General features: G+C 69.7%; 17 protein-coding genes and 1 pseudogene. 3 read left to right on the top strand and 15 right to left on the bottom strand.

What is annotated here, in order from left to right; all coding sequences use genetic code 11:
- Positions 1 to 6: 6 nt before the first annotated feature.
- The 4 genes from ACRYJK_RS10605 to ACRYJK_RS10590 form a co-directional block, all read right to left on the bottom strand.
- Complete coding sequence (locus ACRYJK_RS10605) at positions 7 to 1074, bottom strand: DNA topoisomerase IB (RefSeq protein WP_482667556.1); 1068 nt, start codon at positions 1072 to 1074, stop codon at positions 7 to 9.
- Positions 1075 to 1223: 149 nt separating this feature from the next.
- Entirely contained in the window at positions 1224 to 1562 is a 339-nt protein-coding gene (gene fdxA / locus ACRYJK_RS10600; protein ID WP_482667555.1) for a ferredoxin FdxA, read from the bottom strand.
- 49 nt (positions 1563 to 1611) lie between these two features.
- A complete protein-coding gene (locus tag ACRYJK_RS10595; RefSeq protein WP_482667554.1) occupies positions 1612 to 1911 on the bottom strand; it encodes an RNA-binding S4 domain-containing protein in 300 nt (99 codons plus the stop codon).
- Positions 1908 to 4784 carry a helicase-related protein gene (locus ACRYJK_RS10590; RefSeq protein ID WP_482667553.1) on the bottom strand — a complete coding sequence of 959 codons (2877 nt, stop codon included), beginning with the start codon at positions 4782 to 4784 and terminating at the stop codon, positions 1908 to 1910. Before ACRYJK_RS10590 ends, ACRYJK_RS10595 begins: the two co-directional genes overlap by 4 nt.
- Before the next feature lie 114 nt (positions 4785 to 4898).
- On the opposite strand from ACRYJK_RS10590, the gene recF reads away from it, so the two are divergent.
- The 3 genes and pseudogenes from recF (at position 4899) to ACRYJK_RS10575 (ending at position 6829) form a co-directional block, all read left to right on the top strand.
- Entirely contained in the window at positions 4899 to 6008 is a 1110-nt protein-coding gene (gene recF / locus ACRYJK_RS10585; protein WP_482667552.1) for a DNA replication/repair protein RecF, read from the top strand.
- A 228-nt stretch (positions 6009 to 6236) separates the two neighbouring features.
- A pseudogene (locus ACRYJK_RS10580) lies at positions 6237 to 6506 on the top strand (hypothetical protein); the annotation flags it as partial.
- 50 nt (positions 6507 to 6556) lie between these two features.
- Positions 6557 to 6829 (top strand): hypothetical protein, encoded by a 273-nt coding sequence (locus tag ACRYJK_RS10575; protein WP_482667761.1) that lies wholly within the window; start codon positions 6557 to 6559, stop codon positions 6827 to 6829.
- A gap of 9 nt (positions 6830 to 6838) precedes the next feature.
- Here ACRYJK_RS10575 and ACRYJK_RS10570 read toward each other — a convergent pair whose 3' ends face one another.
- The 11 genes from ACRYJK_RS10570 to ACRYJK_RS10520 all read right to left on the bottom strand — a co-directional run bounded on the left by ACRYJK_RS10570 (position 6839) and on the right by ACRYJK_RS10520 (position 19037).
- Positions 6839 to 9142, bottom strand: a complete 2304-nt coding sequence (locus tag ACRYJK_RS10570; RefSeq protein WP_482667551.1) for a fused MFS/spermidine synthase — start codon at positions 9140 to 9142, stop codon at positions 6839 to 6841.
- Positions 9139 to 9687, bottom strand: coding sequence for a GNAT family N-acetyltransferase (locus ACRYJK_RS10565; RefSeq protein ID WP_482667550.1), 549 nt, complete (start codon positions 9685 to 9687; stop codon positions 9139 to 9141). The genes ACRYJK_RS10570 and ACRYJK_RS10565 overlap by 4 nt, the downstream gene beginning before the upstream one ends.
- Positions 9680 to 10681 (bottom strand): porphobilinogen synthase, encoded by a 1002-nt coding sequence (gene hemB, locus ACRYJK_RS10560; RefSeq protein WP_482667549.1) that lies wholly within the window; start codon positions 10679 to 10681, stop codon positions 9680 to 9682. Before hemB ends, ACRYJK_RS10565 begins: the two co-directional genes overlap by 8 nt.
- A 44-nt stretch (positions 10682 to 10725) precedes the next feature.
- A complete protein-coding gene (locus ACRYJK_RS10555) occupies positions 10726 to 12234 on the bottom strand; it encodes a M23 family metallopeptidase (RefSeq protein WP_482667548.1) in 1509 nt (502 codons plus the stop codon).
- An 86-nt stretch (positions 12235 to 12320) separates the two neighbouring features.
- Positions 12321 to 12797 carry a cupin domain-containing protein gene (locus tag ACRYJK_RS10550; protein ID WP_482667547.1) on the bottom strand — a complete coding sequence of 159 codons (477 nt, stop codon included), beginning with the start codon at positions 12795 to 12797 and terminating at the stop codon, positions 12321 to 12323.
- 78 nt (positions 12798 to 12875) lie between these two features.
- The gene (locus ACRYJK_RS10545; protein WP_482667546.1) at positions 12876 to 15131 is read right to left on the bottom strand and encodes a prolyl oligopeptidase family serine peptidase; all 2256 of its coding nucleotides are present in this window, start codon (positions 15129 to 15131) and stop codon (positions 12876 to 12878) included.
- A gap of 131 nt (positions 15132 to 15262) precedes the next feature.
- Positions 15263 to 15688: a 50S ribosomal protein L17 gene (gene rplQ, locus ACRYJK_RS10540; RefSeq protein ID WP_482667545.1), complete on the bottom strand. Its 426-nt coding sequence runs from the start codon at positions 15686 to 15688 to the stop codon at positions 15263 to 15265.
- 261 nt (positions 15689 to 15949) lie between these two features.
- Positions 15950 to 17032, bottom strand: a complete 1083-nt coding sequence (locus ACRYJK_RS10535) for a DNA-directed RNA polymerase subunit alpha (protein WP_482667544.1) — start codon at positions 17030 to 17032, stop codon at positions 15950 to 15952.
- Between the two features lie 112 nt (positions 17033 to 17144).
- Positions 17145 to 17534: a 30S ribosomal protein S11 gene (gene rpsK, locus ACRYJK_RS10530; RefSeq protein WP_482667543.1), complete on the bottom strand. Its 390-nt coding sequence runs from the start codon at positions 17532 to 17534 to the stop codon at positions 17145 to 17147.
- Positions 17535 to 17662: 128 nt separating this feature from the next.
- Positions 17663 to 18031 (bottom strand): 30S ribosomal protein S13, encoded by a 369-nt coding sequence (gene rpsM, locus ACRYJK_RS10525; protein WP_482667542.1) that lies wholly within the window; start codon positions 18029 to 18031, stop codon positions 17663 to 17665.
- 226 nt (positions 18032 to 18257) lie between these two features.
- Entirely contained in the window at positions 18258 to 19037 is a 780-nt protein-coding gene (locus tag ACRYJK_RS10520; protein WP_482667750.1) for a 3'(2'),5'-bisphosphate nucleotidase CysQ, read from the bottom strand.
- Positions 19038 to 19043 lie beyond the last annotated feature (6 nt).

Here is a 19043-nt window from a genome sequence, read left to right as displayed (position 1 = left end):
AGCGACTTAAGCGCTCGCCGATGCTGGGCTGGCGGGCGTGTCGTCGGTGTCCGCCGTGGCAGCCGTCGCCTCGGCCGCGAGTGCGTCGAGCACGGCGACGAAACCCCGTTCGTCGCGCGTCAGCCAGCGAGTCGCGCGTTGCCGAATGTTCCACGCCGGATCCCATTCGCGCGCGCCGGTCATCACGTCGATCAGCACCGGGTGGACATAGCTTTTGCGCGCGACCGCGGGCGTGTTGCCGAGCTTCGCCGAAACCTCCCCCAGCACCTCCTTGAGCTTCGCCGCCCCGCCGCGGTTGGCGAGCGCGGTGTAGGCGATGACGCTCGCGTGCCATGTGCGGAACGTCTTGGCGGTGAAGTCGGCGCCGGTCTCCTTCAGCCAGGCGTTGATGTCCGAACTGTCGACCGGGCGCGGCACCCCCTCCGCGTCGAGATACTGGAACAGCGGCTGCCCCGGCAGGTCCGAACATTGCCGCGCGAGGCTGGCGAGGCGACGATCGCCGATGGTGATCTGGTGCCGCTTGCCCGATTTGCCCATGAAATCGAGCCGCAGCGTGTCGCGCCCGACCTTGGCGTGGCGCGTTTTCAGCGTGGTCGCGCCGAAGCTTTTGTTGTCGCGCGCATATTGCTTGTTGCCGACGCGGACGTGGCCGATGTCGAGCAGCCGCACGACCGCCGCCACCACCCGTTCGCGCGACAGGTCGCGACGGGCGAGTGCGCGTTCGGCGTGCGCGCGAATGCCGGGCAATGCTTTGGCGAAGGCAGGCAGCGCGGCAAACTTCGCATCCTCGGCCTCGGAGCGAAACCCGGGGTGGTAGCGATACTGCCGCCGCCCCTTCGCATCGGTGCCGAGCGCCTGAATATGCCCGCGCGGATTGTTGCAATACCACGCGTCCTCGTACGCCGGCGGCAGGCCCACCGCGTTCAGCCGCGCAATGGTCTTTCCTGCGCGAACCTTGGCGCCCTTGTGGGTGGTGTAAACGAACGCATCGCCACGCTTCTTGCGCGTGAAACCGCGTGCGAAGTCATCGACATAGACGCAGGGGCCGGGAAACAGGTCGGGAGCGTTCGCCATGCCAGGCGTAACCGGGCGAGCGGCGTCGTGGTTCCGCGGTGCCGAGCCGCGCACGCTCGCGACGTCGACTAGTCACGCTCAGCAGCTGCGAGCGGGCGTGCACAAAGCGGTCGTGGGAGGGCGCGGGCTGGCGCAACGCCCCCGTTAGGTCAGTCGCCCTGGCCGGGCTCGGGGGTGAAATATCGCTCGAACTTGCCTTCGACGCCCTTGAAGCTGTCGGCGTCGGGCGGGCTCTCGCGCTTGATGGTGATGTTGGGCCATTGCGCCGAATAGGTCGCGTTGACCTCCAGCCACTTTTCAAGTCCGCTTTCGGTGTCGGGCAGGATCGCTTCGGCCGGGCATTCGGGTTCGCACACGCCGCAGTCGATGCATTCGCTGGGGTTGATCACCAGCATCGTCTCGCCTTCGTAAAAGCAGTCGACCGGGCACACCTCGACGCAGTCCATATATTTGCATTTGATGCAGGCGTCGGTCACCACATAGGTCATCGGTCGGCTCCAAGGGCGGGCGCGGAGAGGATGCGCCGGTTGCCGCCTGCTATGGCGCGGCGGGCGGGGGCGTCAACTCCTCGGCGAGGAGATCGGCATAGCAACCCTGCGCTTCGCTCGCCGGACCGCGCCGCATGGGGAGCTGCGTCACCCGCAGCGCGCGCACCTGACCCCCGATTGCCAGCGTCAGCACCGCGCCCACCGCCACCGGCGCCGAACAGCGCTCGACCCGCGCGCCATTAAGGCGCACCTGCCCCGCCTCGATCATCGCCTGCGCGCGCTCGCGCGTCTTGGTGAGGCGCAGGCAGCAGATCAGCTTGTCGATCCGCATCGTCGTCGCGTCGCTCAATCGTCGCGCCCCTTGCCGAGGAGCGTGGAGAGACCCGCGAAGGGGCTGTTGGGATTGATGCGCGGTTCGGGGCGGGGCGGCGCAGGACGGCGGGGCGGGGGCGCGGGGCGGCGATCGCCGTCGCCGCGGCGATGTTCGGCGGCGCGCTTGGGCTGCGTGGCTTTCGCCTGACCGCCGCGTGGGGCCGGTCGGCGACGGCGTTCGCGCGGGGCGCGGCCACGCCACGTCCAGTGCTGCGCCGCCTCCTCCGCTTCCTCTCCGCCAACGCGCCGGAAGCCGAGCATTCGCCACAGCAACGCGCGCTCCTCAGCGGTCAGACCAAGCGACTCCGCGAGCGCCGGGTCGATCGGGAAGCTCGGCCTCCCCTCGCCCTTGTGGGGAGGGGTCGGGGGTGAGGGTGGGGGCGCGCTCACCTCGGCGAGCGGGAGAGGTTCGTCGCTAGGCGACGCGGAGGAGGCGACAGCTTCGCCCTCCACGTCGACGCTCGAGCCGTCGCCGGAGCCTAGCGTGGGGGACTCGATATGCTCCGACGGAAGCGGGGCCGGTGGCCGGCCGGCGGTGTCGCCCGCCTCCTCCGCTCCGCGCACTGCCGCCATGCGCTCGGCGTGGGCATGGCGGGCGAGCCGTTCAACCATGTCCACCCGCAGCGCGCGCGCACCGATCGCACGAAAGGCGGGGCCGGGCCGCGCGGTGTCGGTCAGCACGACGCCCGCCGGCGGCGGCAAGGTCGCGCCCTCCCCGCGCCACGCCGCCGACAGCGCCGCCAGCCAGCGCTGCGCATCAGGCTTCAGCGCGTCGGGATGGTGGAGGTCGAGGCTGCCGACGCGCACGCCCAGTTCGCGCAGGCCGCTGCGCAGCGTCGGCGGGCCACTGCGCAAAGCCGTGTCATGCGCGTCGCGAGCGATGACCCCGCCGCCGTCGACCAGCGCTGCCAGCACCGCGCGCAGTTCGGGCGGAGCCTCCGCATCGCGCGCGCGTGCGGCCATCGCCAGCAGGCGCCCGAGCCGATGCGCGACCGCATCGTCGACCCACGCCGCGAGGTGCGCCTCCACCGCCGCGCGTCGGTGCGGGTCGAGCGCATCGGTGCCGCGCGCGAGCTTGAGCCGCGGGCTGAGAAGATGCGCGCCCTTCACCAGCGTCGCCACGGTGCGGCCCTGCCACGACAGCGCGGGCGCCTCACCGTCGGCGAGGTGCAGTATGATCGCATCGCCCTCCGCGGAAGCGAGCGCCGCCGCGCGCTCGGCGAGAACGCCCGACAAGTGCCGTTCCGCTGCCGCCAGCAGCATGCGCCGGTCGCCCGCTCGCGCGGCGGGGTCGGCGATGAACTGAAAGCCGTCGAGCCGGCCGATCGGCTCGCCATCGACGCGCACCGTGCCGTCGTCGTCCAGTGCGACGGGCACGTCGGCGCTGCCCTGGCCGATCGCGCGCAGCAGCACGGTCGTGCGGCGGTCGACGAAGCGCTGCGTGAGCGCGGTGTGCATCGCATCGGAGAGGCGGCCTTCAACCGCGCTTGCCGCCGCCGCCAGCGCGGGCGCGTCGCTGAGCCACTCGCCGCGCTGCGTGATGTAGCACATGGTGCGCACTTTCGCGATGCGATCGGCGAGCGCCTCGACCGAGCCGCCGGCCTGATCGAGCTCCTTGAGCCGCCCCGCCACCCAGTCGTCGGGGATGCGATGGTCCCCCTCCCCCAGCCAGCCCCACAGCCGCGCGATCAACCGCGCGTGGTGGATCGGCCCGCTTTTGGTGAAGTCCGGCACCGACGCCGTCGCCCACAGCCGCGCGACCTGGTCCGAGCCGCGCGCGGTGGTCATCACCGCCGGGTCGCCCGACAGCGCCTTGAGCACGGCGAGGTCGGTCGCCTCGGGCGCCGGGCGCAGTTGCGGATGCGGCGGCGGTGCATCGAGCCCCGCGATCAGCGCCTCCACGCTGTGCGTCGGCGGGTTGGGCTCGCGCCAGTAGAGCCAGTCGATCGGCGCGAAGCGATGCTCCTCGATCGCCTCCACCTCGGCGTCGGTGAACTGCGCCGCGCTGCCCACCGAACCGAAGCTGCCGTCGCGCTGGTGGCGGCCCGCGCGCCCGGCGATCTGCGCCATTTCGGCGATGGTCAGCCGCCGCTGGCGCTGGCCGTCGAACTTGGCGAGGCTGGCGAAGGCGACGTGCGTGACGTCGAGGTTGAGGCCCATGCCGATGGCGTCGGTGGCGACGAGATAGTCGACCTCGCCCGCCTGAAACATTGCCACCTGCGCGTTGCGGGTGCGGGGGGAGAGCGCGCCCATCACCACCGCCGCGCCGCCGGCAAAGCGCCGCAGCGCCTCCGCGATGGCGTAAACCTCCTCGGCGGAGAAGGCCACGACCACGCTGCGCGGGGGCAGGCGCGACAGTTTGCGCGGGCCGTCGTAGCTCAATGTCGAGAAGCGCGGGCGGGCGGTGATCTCCGCGTCCGGCAGCAGCGCGCGCACCACCGGCGCCAGCGCGCCCGAGCCGAGGATCATCGTCTCCTCTCGCCCCCGCGCTTCGAGCATGCGCGCGGTGAAGACATGGCCCCGCTCGCGATCCTGCCCAAGCTGCGCCTCGTCGAGCGCTAGGAATGCGGGATCGCCACCCGCGCTGCCGGGGCGCGGCATCGCTTCGGCGGTGCATAGCGTGTAGCGCGCGGTGTCGGGGACGATGCGCTCCTCCCCCGTCACCAGCGCCACTTGCGCCGCGCCCTTGATGGCGACGACGCGGTCATAGACCTCACGCGCGAGCAGGCGCAGCGGAAAGCCCATCGTGCCCGACGAATGCGCCAGCATCCGTTCGATGGCGAGGTGGGTCTTGCCGGTATTGGTCGGCCCGAGCACCGCGGTGACGGCGCGCCGATGGGGGGCATTCATGCGCGCCATGGTGGGGGGTGGGGCGGCGGGGCGCAAGGGCGATGCGCCCCGCCTGGATCAAGCGCGGCGGCGGGCCCCTCGCCCGCGCCGTGCGGACCCGCTATCGCCGCGGCGATGCACGTTCGTCGCCTGACACTGGAGGGGTTTCGCAACCATCCGACGCTGACCATTGCGCCCTCGCGCGGGCTGGTCGCGCTGGTGGGCGCGAACGGCGCGGGCAAGACGAATATCCTCGAAGCGCTATCGCTGCTGTCGCCTGGGCGCGGACTGCGCGGCGCGGCCATCGAAACGATGATCGCCCACGGTGTGGAGCGCGGGATCGTCGCCGCGCAGATCGCCGACGATGCCGAAGCGCTGCCCCCGATCGAGCTCGGCACCGCGCTCGACCGCGCCGAGCCGGGGCGGCGACGCGTGCGGGTCAATGGCGCCGACCAGGCGGCCGCGCGGTTGGGCGACTGGCTGGCGGTGAGCTGGCTCACCCCGGCGATGGACCGGCTGTTCGTCGAAAGCGCGGGCGGACGGCGACGCTGGCTCGACCGCTTGACGCTCGCGCTGGCGCCCGATCATGCGCGGCATGCGAACCGCTACGAGGCGGCGATGCGCGCGCGCAACCGGCTGCTTGCCGACCGGGGCGCGGGGGCGGACCCCGCCTGGCTGGCGGCGCTTGAGGCGCAAATGGGGGAGCATGGCGCCGCGATCGCGGCCGCCCGATCCGACAGCGTCGCGGCGCTGGAGCTCGCCCTGTCAGCGCGGGAGGATGACCAGTTCCCCGCGCCGACGCTGGCGCTGGTTGGCGCCGATCGGGCACCGGCGCTGCACTGGACGCGCGAAGATCTGGCGCTCGCGCTGCGCGAATCACGTGGCTCCGACGCGCGGGCCGGGCGAGCGCTCGTCGGGCCACATCGCGACGATGTGCTGGTCCGGCATCGCGCCCGCGACATTCCCGCGGAACTTTGCTCGACCGGAGAGCAGAAGGCGCTGCTGATTTCGCTGACGCTTGCGCACGCCGGCCGCGTGGCGGCGGCGCGCCGTGAACCGCCCCTGCTGCTGCTCGACGAAGTGGCGGCGCACCTCGATCCCGACCGCCGCGCAGCCCTCTACCAACGTCTGCAGCAGCTTGGTGCGCAATGTTGGCTGACGGGCACCGATCTGTCGCTGTTCGAGACAACCACCCCGATCGAGCGGTGGCGCGTCGAAGCGGGCGCAGCCACCCCAATCGCGTAGGTCGCAACAAAATATTGCGAGCCGTTTGCAAAAGGCTTGCAACTAATCGGTCGCAATAGTGGAGCCGCCAGCCACAGGGGGTTCCAGTGTTCAATTTGCAGCTGTTTCGTTCCGCACAGCTCGCGCTCGCCATCGCCCTCACCTCGACGATCGCGCAAGCGGAGGAGGTCGCCGCCGAGGACCAGCAGCAGGACATCATCGTCAACGGCGTGATGATCGCGCAGTCGCGTGCGGGCACCAAGACCGACACACCGCTGCGCGACGTGCCGCAGGCGAGGTCGGCGCCAAGTGGAGCATCGCCCCCGGTCTCGAAGCCAACGCCGCGCTGTTCGAGCTGGAGCGGAGCAACTCCGCGCCGCCGGCCCGACGCCGGGAACGATCGTCCTCACCGGCCGCCAGCGCGTGCGCGGGGGCGAAGTGAGCGTCGGCGGCCGCATCGCGCGCGGCGCCACGCTGTTCGCAAGCTATGGCTACACCGATGCGCGCGTTGTTGCGGGCGACAACAACGGCCGACGCGTCGCCCAGGCGCCGGAACATACGCTGTCGCTGTGGGTCCGCGCTGCGCTCACGACCGCCTGTCGCTGGGCGCCGGCGTCATCCATCAGTCGGACAGCTTCACCTCGATCAGCAACGCCGTGCTGCTGCCCGCCTACACCCGCGTCGACGCCGCGGCCTATGTATCGCTGACCCGCAACCTCGAGCTGCAGGTCAACGTCGACAATCTGTTCGACGTCGACCATTTCCCGCAGGCTCACAGCGACAACAACATCACCCCCGGCGCACCGCGCTCGGCGCGCGTGACGCTGCGCTGGCGCGGCTGACGCCGCCGCTCAGCGCTCGAACGGATTGCGCAGCAGCGGCATGACCGAGGCATAGTCGTCGGTCCACAGCACCGGCGCCGGCCGATCGTGGAGCGATGTCCAGTCGCCGCGACCTTGGGGCACGTCGTAGGTGGCGCGTTCGAGCGCGGCGAGCGCTTCGCGGTTGCGGCTCATCGCGACCCAGATCGACGGCGTGCGGCGCAGCTTCTCGTCCTCGGCGTCGGGCGCATCGCTGCGCACCATGCCATGCCAGCCATGATCGCGCTCCAGCGCGCGCAGCACCGGCTCGAGGTTCACGAAGCGGTTGGAGATATGCACCAGCAGCACGCCGTTGGACGCGAGGGCGCGGTCATAGACCTCGAACGCCTCGCGCGTCAGCAGGTGGATCGGAATGGCGTCCGATGAAAAGGCGTCGACCGCGATCATGTCGAAGCTGTCTGGCGCGACCTGCGCCATGCGGATGCGCGCATCGCCCATCGCCAGGCGCGCGTTCGGGGCGCAGCGCTTGAGGTAGGAGAAGCCCCCGGGCCCGGTCGCCAGCCGCGCCATCGCCGGATCGATCTCGAAATAGATCAGCTGCTCCGCCCCGCGGCGGTAGCAGGCGAGCGTGCCCGTGCCGAGGCCGACAACCGCCAGCCGCGCCGCCGGCCCGTAAAGCTGCGCCGCCCGATCGAACGCCAGCCCGACGCCGGAATATGGACCGTAATAGCTCGTCGCCGTGGTCGCGAGACGGTCGTCGGTGAATTGCAGGCCGTGGAGCGTGGTGCCGTGGGCGAGCGTGCGCACCCCGGTCCCTTCGTCACGGACCGTGTACACGCCGAAATAGCTGCGTGTGCGCACGTCGTTCATGCTGTCCCGCAGCGTCGCCTTGCCGCCGAAGCCGAACATCAGCGCGGCGATGGTGATGACGTAGGCGGACCGCATACCGATGGCGAGCAGCCCGACGACAAACAGCGCGCCGGTCAGAACGATCTCGATCGGCTCGAAATATCCGGTCCACGCACGCGCGAGCATCCAGCCGAGGCCGATCGCGGTCGCGGTCAGCATGAAGCGCGCAACGCGCCGGCCGATGGCGTCCGCGCGCAGCCAGTCGAGCCAGGGCACAAGCGCCCGCAGCGGCACCAGCATGGCTGCGGCGAGCAGCAGAATCGGATGCTCGTACACCCAGTCGAACAGCAGCGGCGCCACGAGCGCGCACAGCACGCCGCCCAGCGCACCGCCCACGGCCATGACCAGGTAGAAGAAGGTCAGCCGATCGGGCGCCGGACGCGATTCGTAGAGGCGCGCGTGAATCGAGGTGGCGACCGCCAGCAGCATGACGAGCGCCGATGCCGCGAGCGCGAGCCCGCCGCTCCCCTGGCTGAACATGGCGATGCCCCCCGCCACCAGCAGCATCGGCGGTGCGAGCAGCTTGAAGAAATTGGCGAGCCCGCGCCGCTCCGAAAAGGCGATCGAAAAGCTGAGGAGGTAGAGCCCGAGCGGGATCGCCCACATCAGCGGCATCGCCATGATGTCGGTGGTGAGGTGCGTCGTCGTCGACAGCATCAGCCCCGATGGCACCATCGACAGCAGCACCCACAGCAGCACCCGGCGCCAGCCGGGCGCGGCGGAACGCGCCGCAGCGGTTGCAGCAATCGGCGCAGCGGCTCCGGCAAAGGGGGCGCGCCGCCGCGCGGCGATGGTCACCCACGCGCACAGCGCGACGAGCGCCAGCAGCGCGAGATATGCGCCACTCCACGCCACGCTCTGGGCGCTGACGCTGAGGATCGGTTCGACCAGCAGCGGATAGGCGAGCAGCCCGCCGAAACTGCCGAGGTTCGACGCGGCGTAGAGTGCATAGGGGTTGGCGCCCGGCGCGCTGTCGGCGAACCAGCGCTGCATCAGCGGCGCCTGCGCACTCACCGCGATCAGCAGCGGCCCGACCGACGCCAGCAGCAGAAGCGGCACGCGGAACACGACGTCGCCATCGGTCGGCACGGCGATGTTGGCGAGCCCGACCGGCAGGAACAGCACGCCCAGCGCCAGCAGCACGAGATGCGCGATGCTCTGCGTGCGCGGGGCGAGCCGGCCGAGCCCATGCGCCCACGCATAGCCCGCGAGCAGCAGCGCTTGGTAGACCAGCATCGCGCTGTTCCACACCGCGGGCGCACCGCCCAGCCGCGGCAGCGCCATGCGGGCGACCATCGGCTGGACCATGAACAGCAGGAAGCTGCCGGTGAAGATGGTCAGCGTGAACAACCAACGCGGATTGTCGACGATGCTGTCGATCCATCCGCGCTGGAGCGGCCCTGCCGCCGCCGTGCTCCCGTTCATGCCTGCCAATCCCCCCGGTCGATCCTGTAAACGATGTGCCGGACGATCGCCGGATCCGCGACCTCCGGATGATCGAAGTCGGCGTCACGCCAGCGAGTGAACCCCAGCCGTTGCATCAGTCCCCACGACGCATGGTTCTGCGGCACGGTGAAGGCGACGATGGTGGCCCGTTCGGGCGCTGCGAAGCCATGATTGAGTGCGGCCTCGGCCGCCTCGCGCGCCAGGCCGCGACCCCAGGCGTGCTCGGCCAGGCGCCAGAAGATTTCCGTGTGTCCCTCGAGCTGCGGACCGGCGGCGGCGCGCACGCGGTTGAGGCCGATGATTCCGATCGGGTCCGCCCCTTTTTGCAGGCGAATGACGAAGGTCGGGAATGCACCGCCGCGCGCGAACTGGTCCGCAAAGGCCGCCCATTTCTCCGGCCCCGCAACCCCGCCGAGCCAGCGCGTCACCGCCTGGGTGTCGAGCACGGCACGCACCGGTTCGCTGTCTTCGGCCCGCCACGGCGCCAACCGCAGCCGCGCGGTTTCGAGCGACACGTCAGCCATTCAGCAGGCGTGCGGCGTGCGGCGCGTGATAGGTCCAGACCCCGCGCGCGCCCGCCCGGCGGAACGCCGTCAGCGTTTCGAGGACCAGCGCGTCGCGGTCGCCCATGCCGTTGGCCGCCGCCGCTTCGATCATCGCATATTCGCCCGACACCTGGTAGGCGTAGACCGGCACGTCGAACGCGTCGGCGACCCGCGCGACGATGTCGAGGTAGGGGAGGCCTGGTTTCACGATGACGCTGTCCGCGCCTTCGGCGATGTCGAGCTCCACCTCGCGCATCGCCTCGCGCGCATTGGCCGGGTCCATCTGGTAGCCGCGCTTGTCGCCCTTCAGCCGCCCGCGCGACCCGACCGCGTCGCGAAACGGCCCGTAAAAGGCGCTCGCATATTTGGCGGCGTAGCTCATGATCTGGACGCCGATGCGCCCGTCATCGTCGAGCGCGCTGCGGATCGCCGCCACCCGCCCGTCCATCATGTCTGACGGCGCAACAACGTCCGCCCCTGCCGCGGCGAGCACGCACGCCTGCCGCGCCAGCACGTCGACCGTCGCGTCATTGATGACCGCGCCCGTGGCATCCACGAGGCCGTCCTGCCCGTGGCTGGTGTAGGGGTCGAGCGCGACGTCGGCGATCACCCCGAGTTCGTCTCCGACCGCCGCCTTCACCTCCGCGATCGCCCGGCACACGAGATTGTCGGGGTTGAGCGCCTCCGCCCCGTCGTCGCTGCGCGCTTCGGCGGGCGTGTTCGGGAACAACGCGATCGCCGGGATGCCGAGCGAGACCGCCTCGCGCGCCCGCGCGACCAGCGAGGACAGGCAATCGCGCTCAACGCCCGGCAGCGTCGCGATCGGCTGCGTCGCGTCGCCATCGCACACGAACATCGGCCAGATGAGGTCGCTGACGTCGAACCGCGTTTCCGCGACCAGCCGTCGGCTCCATGACGCCGCGCGCGGGCGGCGGAGGCGGGTCGATAGGGGGAGGCGGGGCGCTTCAGACATCAGCATCGCGCCCTAGACCTCCGCCCGCGCCGCGCAATCCCCTTTCACTGCGCCCCACCCGCGCCTCCTACGGGAAGCCGCGCCATCGCATCGAGCCGGGCCATGAACCGCTGCTGCTCGTCCGCCGACAGCAGTGCCCGGCTGACGCTGTGCGACTTCATCGGATTGACCGCGCGCCCGTCGCGATAAACTTCGTAGTGGAGGTGCGGGCCGGTCGAGAGCCCGGTCGACCCGACATAGCCGACGAGTTGCCCCTTGCGGACAAAAGCGCCGCCGCCGGTGGCGATACCGCTCATGTGGGCGTAGGCGGTGGCGAGCCCTTCGCCGTGCTGCACGCGCACGAACCGCCCATAACCGCCCTTGTAGCCGGCGTAGTCGACGACGCCGTCGGCGGCGGCATAGACCGGCGTGCCCCACGGGGCGCCGATGTCGATGCCGCTGTGCATGCGGGCAAAACGCAGGATCGGGTGAACGCGCAGGCCGAACGGCGACGTCAGCCGCCCCGCCACCGGCCAGCCCAATGCGCTGCGCTGTTCGCCAAGATGCCCGGCCTCGAGCCATTGCGCCTGACCGTTGACCGGCCAGGGGATCATCCGCACCGCCATGCCACCCGCGCGATCGAGCCCGGCATAGAGCAGCGGGCCATATTCGATCTCGCCGGTCGCCGCCCGCCGCTGCTCCACGATGAAGTCGGCGGTGTCGCTGCGCGCGAGATCGCGGATCGGCACCGCGCCGTTGATCGCGCGGAGCCAGCTCTGGATGGCGCTCGGCGGCAGGCCCGCGCCCCGTGCCGAACGATAGATGCTTTCGCCGACCGCGATGCGGAGCCGCAGCGGCGACGCGCTCACCGCCACCGCCTGGCGTTCGAGTTGCAGCCCGCCCCCGCTGCGCCGGACCAGCAGCTTGAGGTCGAGCGCCGCACGCAGCCGCACCTCCTCGAGCGGGCGGGGCTGCATCGCGCTCACGCGTTTGCCGAGCACCAGATCGATTCGCGTCCCAGCCGGGATGGGTGCGGTCGTAGCGCGCGCAATCAACGTCGCCGCCCGCAGCGCGTCGTCGCCCGATACGCCGGCGCGTTGCAGCGCCCGGGTCAGCTCGTCGCCCTCACCCAGCATTGCCACGAATTCCACGCGCGGCCGCTCGGGCGCGCTCGCGAGCGGGACGACACGGTCGGAGGGCATCATCCGCGACCCGCTCCCCGCGCCCATCGCCAGCGGAGCGATGCCGATCGGACGCACGGCGGCCCAGTCATTGTCCGGCAACGCCGCGGTGCGGGTCGGCAGCGGCGTGACACCGGGCCAGCTCGACACCGCGATGGTGACCAGCAAGGCCAAAGTCGCGACGCCACGCCACCATCGGGCGCTACCGATCGCGTCGCCGAGGTCGGGCGTCCAGTCGATGGCGTCGATGGCCTCCTGCAGGCGCTCCCGCAAGCTCGTCTGAACCGGTGCCGGCTGCGCTTGCCCGAAGCTGCGAGGGCCGAGCGTCGCAAAGGCGGGGTGCGCGCCTGGCGCTCCCGCACGCGGCTGCCACGACTGTTCTCCCCGCGCCATGGCCGGGAGGTGTATCGGAACAGGGTTAACGTCAACTTGTTACCGCCGGGGCATCTGCCGAGCCCCGGCGGGCTGCCGTTCAGGCGTCAGGCGGACTCGTCGGGCTGCTGATTGGCCGGCTGGACGGTCCAGTCGGGTGCCTCGTCACGACCCGCTTCTTCGTCCTTTTCGGCATCTTCCGCAGTCTTCTGCACGATCCCCTGCGCGTGGTGCGACGGGGCGTAGACGACGTACAGCTTCATCGGTTCGTCCCCGGTATTTTCGACATCGTGCCACATCCCGGCGGGGACCATCACCGACCAGCCGTCGCTGACGTCCTGCTTGAAGGTCAGCTGGTCCTTCTCCGGCCCCATGACCGCGCGGCCCTGCCCTGCATCGAGGCGCAGAAACTGGTCGGTCTGCGGATGCTTTTCGAGCCCGATCGACTCACCGACCGGAATGCTCATCAGCGTGACCTGCAGATATTTCCCGGTCCACGCGACGGTGCGATAATTGTCGTTGGCGGTTACCTCCGCTTCCATGTCGAAGACGGAGGGTTTGGGGCCATTGTCGGTCACGGACATGCTGGGTTGCTCCTACGAAAAAGGGGTTCGCCCGGATAACCGAGCGACCCCCTGTTCGGTTCAATCGCAGTGATGTGATCAGGGCGTCGTGCGCTGACCCATGACCGCTTCGCCGCGCCGAAGGTTCGCATTGGCGTCGAGCCCGGTCCACTGCGCGATGAAGGCGAAGACGTCGGCGGCCTCGTCGACGATCTTGCTCACCGGACGCCCGGAGCCGTGGCCCGCACGGCTTTCGATGCGGATGAGGCGCGGCCGCGGCCCGAGATCCTCCGCTTGAAGCGCCGCCGCATATTTGAAGCTGTGGCCCGGCACCACGCGGTCGTCGGTGTCCGCCGTGGTCACCAGCACCGCCGGGTAGGTCCGCCCATCGCCACCGCGCACATTGTGGTAGGGCGAATAGGCCCGCAGCACGCGCCAATCCGCCTCACGATCTGGATAGCCGTAGTCATCGACCCAGTAGCGGCCCGCGGTGAAGCGGTCGAAGCGCAGCATGTCCATCACGCCCACCGCCGGGATCGCCGCAGCGAACAGGTCGGGGCGCTGGTTGACCACCGCGCCGACCAGCGTGCCGCCGTTGGAGCCGCCGCGCACCGCGAGCTCGCCGCGCCCGGTGATCCCCTCCCGGATCAGATATTCGCCCGCGGCGATGAAGTCGTCGAACACATTCTGCTTGTTCGCCCGGCGTCCGGCGTCGTGCCACGCATTGCCATATTCGCTGCCGCCGCGAATGTTGGCGAGCACATACACCCCGCCCGCATCGAGCCAGGCGATGTTGGTCGCCGAAAAGCTCGGCGTCATCGCGCTGCCGAAGCCGCCATAGCCATAGAGGATCGTCGGCGACCCGCCGGCGCGGTCAAAGCCCTTCTTCTGGACCACGAACATCGGCACGCGGGTGCCGTCCTTGCTCGCGAAGAAGCGCTGCTCAACCGTGTAGTCGTCGGGGTTGAACAACAGCGTCGGTTTGATGAACTCGCTGCTCTGCCCGGTGGCGAGGTCGTAGCGATAGATCACCGAGGGCGAATTGAAGCTGTTGACCGCGTAGAAGGTCTCGGTGTCCTCGGGATCGCCCCCAAACCCGCCGATCGAGGCGAGCTGCCCTTCGCCGATGCGACCCACTTCGCGCCCGCTCATGTCGGTGACCCGCACCTGGCTGCGCGCGTCTTCGAGATAGTTGATGAACAGGCGGTTCCCGACGCGGCTTGCGCCCTGCAGCGCAAAGCGCCCCTCCGGCACGAGCGGACGGACGGTGCCGCCGTTGGCGCCCACATCCATCGTCACGATGCGCTTGTTGGGCGCATCCTTGTCGGTGACGAGATATAGCTTCGACCCGTCATTGCCGACATAGTCCCAGCTGTTCTCGATCGCGCCCACCAGTGTGATCGGGCGGCTATTCGGCCGCGTGAGGTCGATCACCGTCAGCGCGTTCGACGGATCGGTGCCCTCGGTCGTGGAGATGATCAGGTAGCGCCCGTCATCGCTCACCCCCGCGCCGTGGCCGAGCCGCGGGCGATCGGGGGTCGAGTAGATCAGCCGGTCCTGCGCCTGCGGCGTGCCGAGCCGATGGAAATAGACCGCCTGGTTGAGGTTCGTCGACTGGAACGTCGCTCCCGGCGCGGGCTGCGGAAAGCGCGAATAGTAAAAGCCCGAGCCGTCCTTGGCCCAGCTCATGCCGCTGAACTTCACCCAGCGCAGCTCGTCGGTCATCACCTGGCCGCTGTTGACGTCGAGCACCTTGACGATGCGCCAGTCGGTGCCGCCGTCCTGCACGCCGTAGGCGACGTAGCGCCCGTCCTTGCTGACCGAAAATTCTGCAAGCGCGGTCGCGCCGTCGGCGGCCCACGTGTTGGGGTCGATCAGCACGCGGCCTTCCCCGTTCAGCCCCTCGCGCACATACAGCACCGACTGATTCTGCGACCCGTCGTTGCGCGTGTAGAAATATCGGTTGCCGCGCTTCAGCGGCAGGCTGAAGCGTTCGTAGCGGTAGAGCGCATTGACCCGATCCGCGAAGGCCTGACGCGTGGGCAGCGTCGCCAGATAGGCGTTGGTGACGCGGTTCTGCTCCGCCACCCAGTTCGCAACCTCTTGATCCTGCCGCACGTCGTTTTCGAGCCAGCGATAGGGGTCGGTAATGCGCTCGCCAAAGCTCACGTCTGTAACGTCGCCCCGGCGCGTCGTGGGATAGGCGATGGGCTGCGCAGTCGCGGTGTCCGCCGCCGCGCTCGCGACGGGCGCGACCGGGGGTGGGGTGATGTCCGACACGCGCGGTTCAGTCACGGCGCAGGCCGACAGCGAGCTGGCAAGGGCGATCAGGGGCAGGGTTACGCGGCGGCGCATCGATCTCTCCGGGCATATGGTTTCCGAAGTTACTAACGCCGTCAGAGGCCGGAGCAATAGGCCGCCCGCAAAAAGCTAAGGGCCGGTGGAGCGAATGCTCCCCGGCCCTTTGCGTGACACACTCGCGGCGATCAGGCGGCAGCGAATTCCGAGTCGTCGTCGACCATGACCGGCCCCGAATCCTGGCCCTTGGCGTCGACATCGCGGTCAACCAGTTCGATCACCGCCATCGCCGCGGCGTCCGACGCGCGAAAGCCGGCCTTGATCACGCGAGTGTAACCACCGTTGCGCCCTTCGTAACGCGCCGCCAGCGTGTCGAACAGCTTCGTCACCATCGCCTCGTCGCCCATGCGCGAGATGGCGAGACGGCGGTTCGACAAACCACCGCGCTTGCCCAGCGTCACCAACTTTTCAACGTAGGGGCGCAGCTCCTTGGCCTTGGCGACGGTGGTGGTGATCTGCTCGTGCTTGACCAGCGCCGAGGCCATGTTGCGCAGCAGCGCCGCGCGATGCGCCGAGGTGCGCTGCAGTTTGCGGTGTCCAACGCGATGTCGCATATCGTCTTCCTTCGTTCGTCAGGGGGCCGTTTCAGGTACCCCTCGCCTGGCCGCGATACGGGGCGGCCTGCCCGGTGGGGGTAAATCCGCCCCCTCAACCTCACTCGTCACCCCGGACTCGATCCGGGGTTCCGCTTTTGGCGGGCGGGGCCGTCATGGGACTAAATCCCATGACGTCGATCAGGTCGGCTTCGCCGCCTGTCGGCCGGCCTTCGGCGTCGCGGCTGGCGCCGCGAGCGCGCGGGCGTGGCCGCGCTCGCCTTAGGCGAGCATCTCCGCTTCGAGCTTCTTGGCCATTTCCTCGATGTTCTCCGGCGGCCAACCGGGGATGTCCATGCCGAGGCGCAGGCCCATCGACGACAGCACTTCCTTGATCTCGTTGAGCGACTTGCGGCCGAAGTTCGGCGTGCGCAGCATCTCCGCTTCGGTCTTCTGCACGAGATCGCCGATGTAGATGATGTTGTCGTTCTTGAGGCAGTTGGCGCTGCGCACCGACAGCTCGAGCTCGTCCACCTTCTTGAGAAGGAAACGGTTGAGCATGTTGGTGTCGCCCTCGTCCGCGGGCGTCAGCGACGTCGGCATGCTCGACGGCGCGGCGACGCCGATGCGCGGCGACGATTCCACGCCCACGTCGCCCGAGAAGTGGACGAACACCGACAGCTGATCCTGCAGGATGCGCGCGGCATAGGCGACCGCATCCTCCGGCGTCACCGTCCCGTCGGTTTCGACGGTCAGGTTGAGCTTGTCGTAGTCGAGTTCCTGCCCGATGCGCGCGGCATCGATCTTGTACGCGACCTGGCGCACCGGCGAGTAGAGCGAGTCCACCGGGATGAGCCCGATCGGCGCATCTGCCGGACGGTTTTCCGCCGCCGGGACATAACCCTTGCCGCTGTCCGCGGTGAGCTCCATCGCGAACTGCGCGCCATCGTCGAGGTGACAGATCACATGGTCGGGGTTCATCACCTGGATGTCGCCCGACACCTGGATGTCGCCCGCGGTCACGGTGCCCGGACCGGTCTTTTCGAGCTGCAGCCGCTTGGGGCCATCGCCTTCCATGCGCAGCGCGATCTGCTTCACATTGAGGACGATGTCGGTCACATCCTCCCGCACCCCGGCGAGGCTCGAGAATTCGTGCAGGACGTTCTCGATGCGGATCGAAGTGATCGCCGCGCCCTGAAGCGACGACAGAAGCACGCGGCGCAGCGCGTTGCCGAGCGTCAGGCCGAACCCGCGCTCGAGCGGCTCGGCGACGAAGGTCGCGCGGCGCCGCTGGTCCGAACCGGCCTTCATTTCGAGCCCGGTCGGCTTCTTGAGGTCCTGCCAGTTCTTGCTGTTGACGGTCATGAAATTCCCCATGGGTCGTGTCGTCATCGCGGCGGGCGATGGTGGGACGGTGGCGGCCGTCCCGGCTCCCGATGCGCGCGGCCCGCCAGCCACGCGCGTGGAGCCAGTAGCGTCAGACGCGGCGGCGCTTGGCCGGGCGCACACCATTGTGCGGGATCGGGGTCACGTCACGGATCGAGGTGATCTGGAAACCGGCGGCCTGCAGCGCGCGAAGCGCGCTCTCACGGCCGGCGCCGGGGCCCTTCACCTCGACCTCGAGCGTGCGCACCCCATGCTCGGCGGCCTTGCGGCCCGCGTCCTCGGCGGCGACCTGCGCCGCGTACGGGGTCGACTTGCGGCTGCCCTTGAAGCCCATCATGCCGGCCGACGACCAGCTGATGGCGTTGCCCTGCGCGTCGGTGATGGTGACCATCGTGTTGTTGAACGTCGCGTTGACGTGCGCCACGCCCGACGAGATGTTCTTGCGTTCGGACCGGCGAAGGCGCTGCGGTTCGCGTGCCATGATGTGAAACTTTCCTGATCGGGCCCGTCGCGGAGGTTCGCGCTGTGGAGCGGCGAATATTCAAATGGCGGCGGGCGGAAATCCTGGGAGGAACGGGCACGCGAACGCGCCCATGAAGACGCGAAGAATTACTTCTTCTTGCCCGCGATCGGCTTCGCCTTGCCCTTGCGGGTGCGCGCGTTGGTGTGCGTGCGCTGGCCGCGGACCGGGAGGCCCTTGCGGTGACGCAGACCGCGATAGCAGCCGAGGTCCATCAACCGCTTGATGTTCATCGCGGTTTCGCGGCGCAGGTCGCCTTCCACCGTGTAGGTCGCGTCGATCGTCTCACGGATCTGGAGCACTTCGGCGTCCGACAGATCCTGGATGCGACGCTGGCTGTCGATGCCGACCTTGCCCACGATGTCGCTCGCGAACTTGGGGCCGATGCCGTGGATATACTGCAGCGCGATGACCACGCGCTTGTTGGTGGGCAGGTTCACACCCGCGATACGTGCCATGGTTCGTTCGTCTCCTGAGCTCCACGGGACGGCTGGCAAGGCGCCCCATCTCAAAGCATCGATTCGGACGCGAACGCGCCCTCCCCGCAACGCAAAAATGGCCGTCGGCAAGCGGTTTCGCTCGTGCCGTCGGCCCATCATCGGTAGCGGATGGCGTGTCCGTTAGGCGCTCGGCCCGTTGCGGTCAAGATGGGCGCCGGCCTCGGCACCTCCGGTGGTCGCGTTTTCAGCCTCGCACCGCCGTGCGCGCTCGCCCGGCCAGCCGGGCCACCGCCGCGTCATGGATGCCGGGCACCGTCGCCAGCACACCGAATGCCTGCGGGTCGGGCTTGTTGAAGCGGAGGGGCGCGCCCAGCGCGTCGGTCACCACCCCGCCCGCTTCGGCGACAATTAACGCGGCGGCGGCAATGTCCCACTCCGAACCCCAGCGCAGCGTCGCCGCCAGGTCCGCGCGGTCGTCGGCGATCATCGCCATGCGCAGCGCGATGCTGTTGGGCTGCGCCACCTTGACGAGGTCGCGATCCTCGCGCGGCAGGTCATGGCTCGGCACCCGTGACCCCGCGAGTCGCGCGCGGGTGCCCACCGCAAGCCGCCGGCCGTTGAGCGTCGCGCCCTCGCCCGCCGCGGCGACCCACAGCTCGTCGCGCGCCGGAGCATAAAGGACGCCGGCGATCGGCGCCCCCTGCTCGACCAGCGCAATCGAAACTGCCCAGCCGGTGCGGCCGCGCAGAAAATCGCGCGTGCCGTCGATCGGATCGACGCACCACAGCCGCCCACAGCGCAGGCGCGAAGGATCGTCGGCGGTTTCCTCGCTCAACCAGCCGGCGTCGGGCGCGAGTGCACCGAGCAGGCCCTTCAGCCGACGATCGGTATCGAGATCGACCTCGCAAACGAGGCTGGCGTCGGCCTTGGCCCACTGCTTGACGGCGCCGCCGCCGACCAGATGCCGCCAGCGTTCCAGCGCGCGGTCGCCGACCTCGCGCGCGGCCGACGCGATTGCCTCGATGGCCGC

Source organism: Sphingomonas sp. BLHR8 (assembly GCF_056821725.1).
This window is presented reverse-complemented; position numbering and strand designations above follow the sequence as displayed.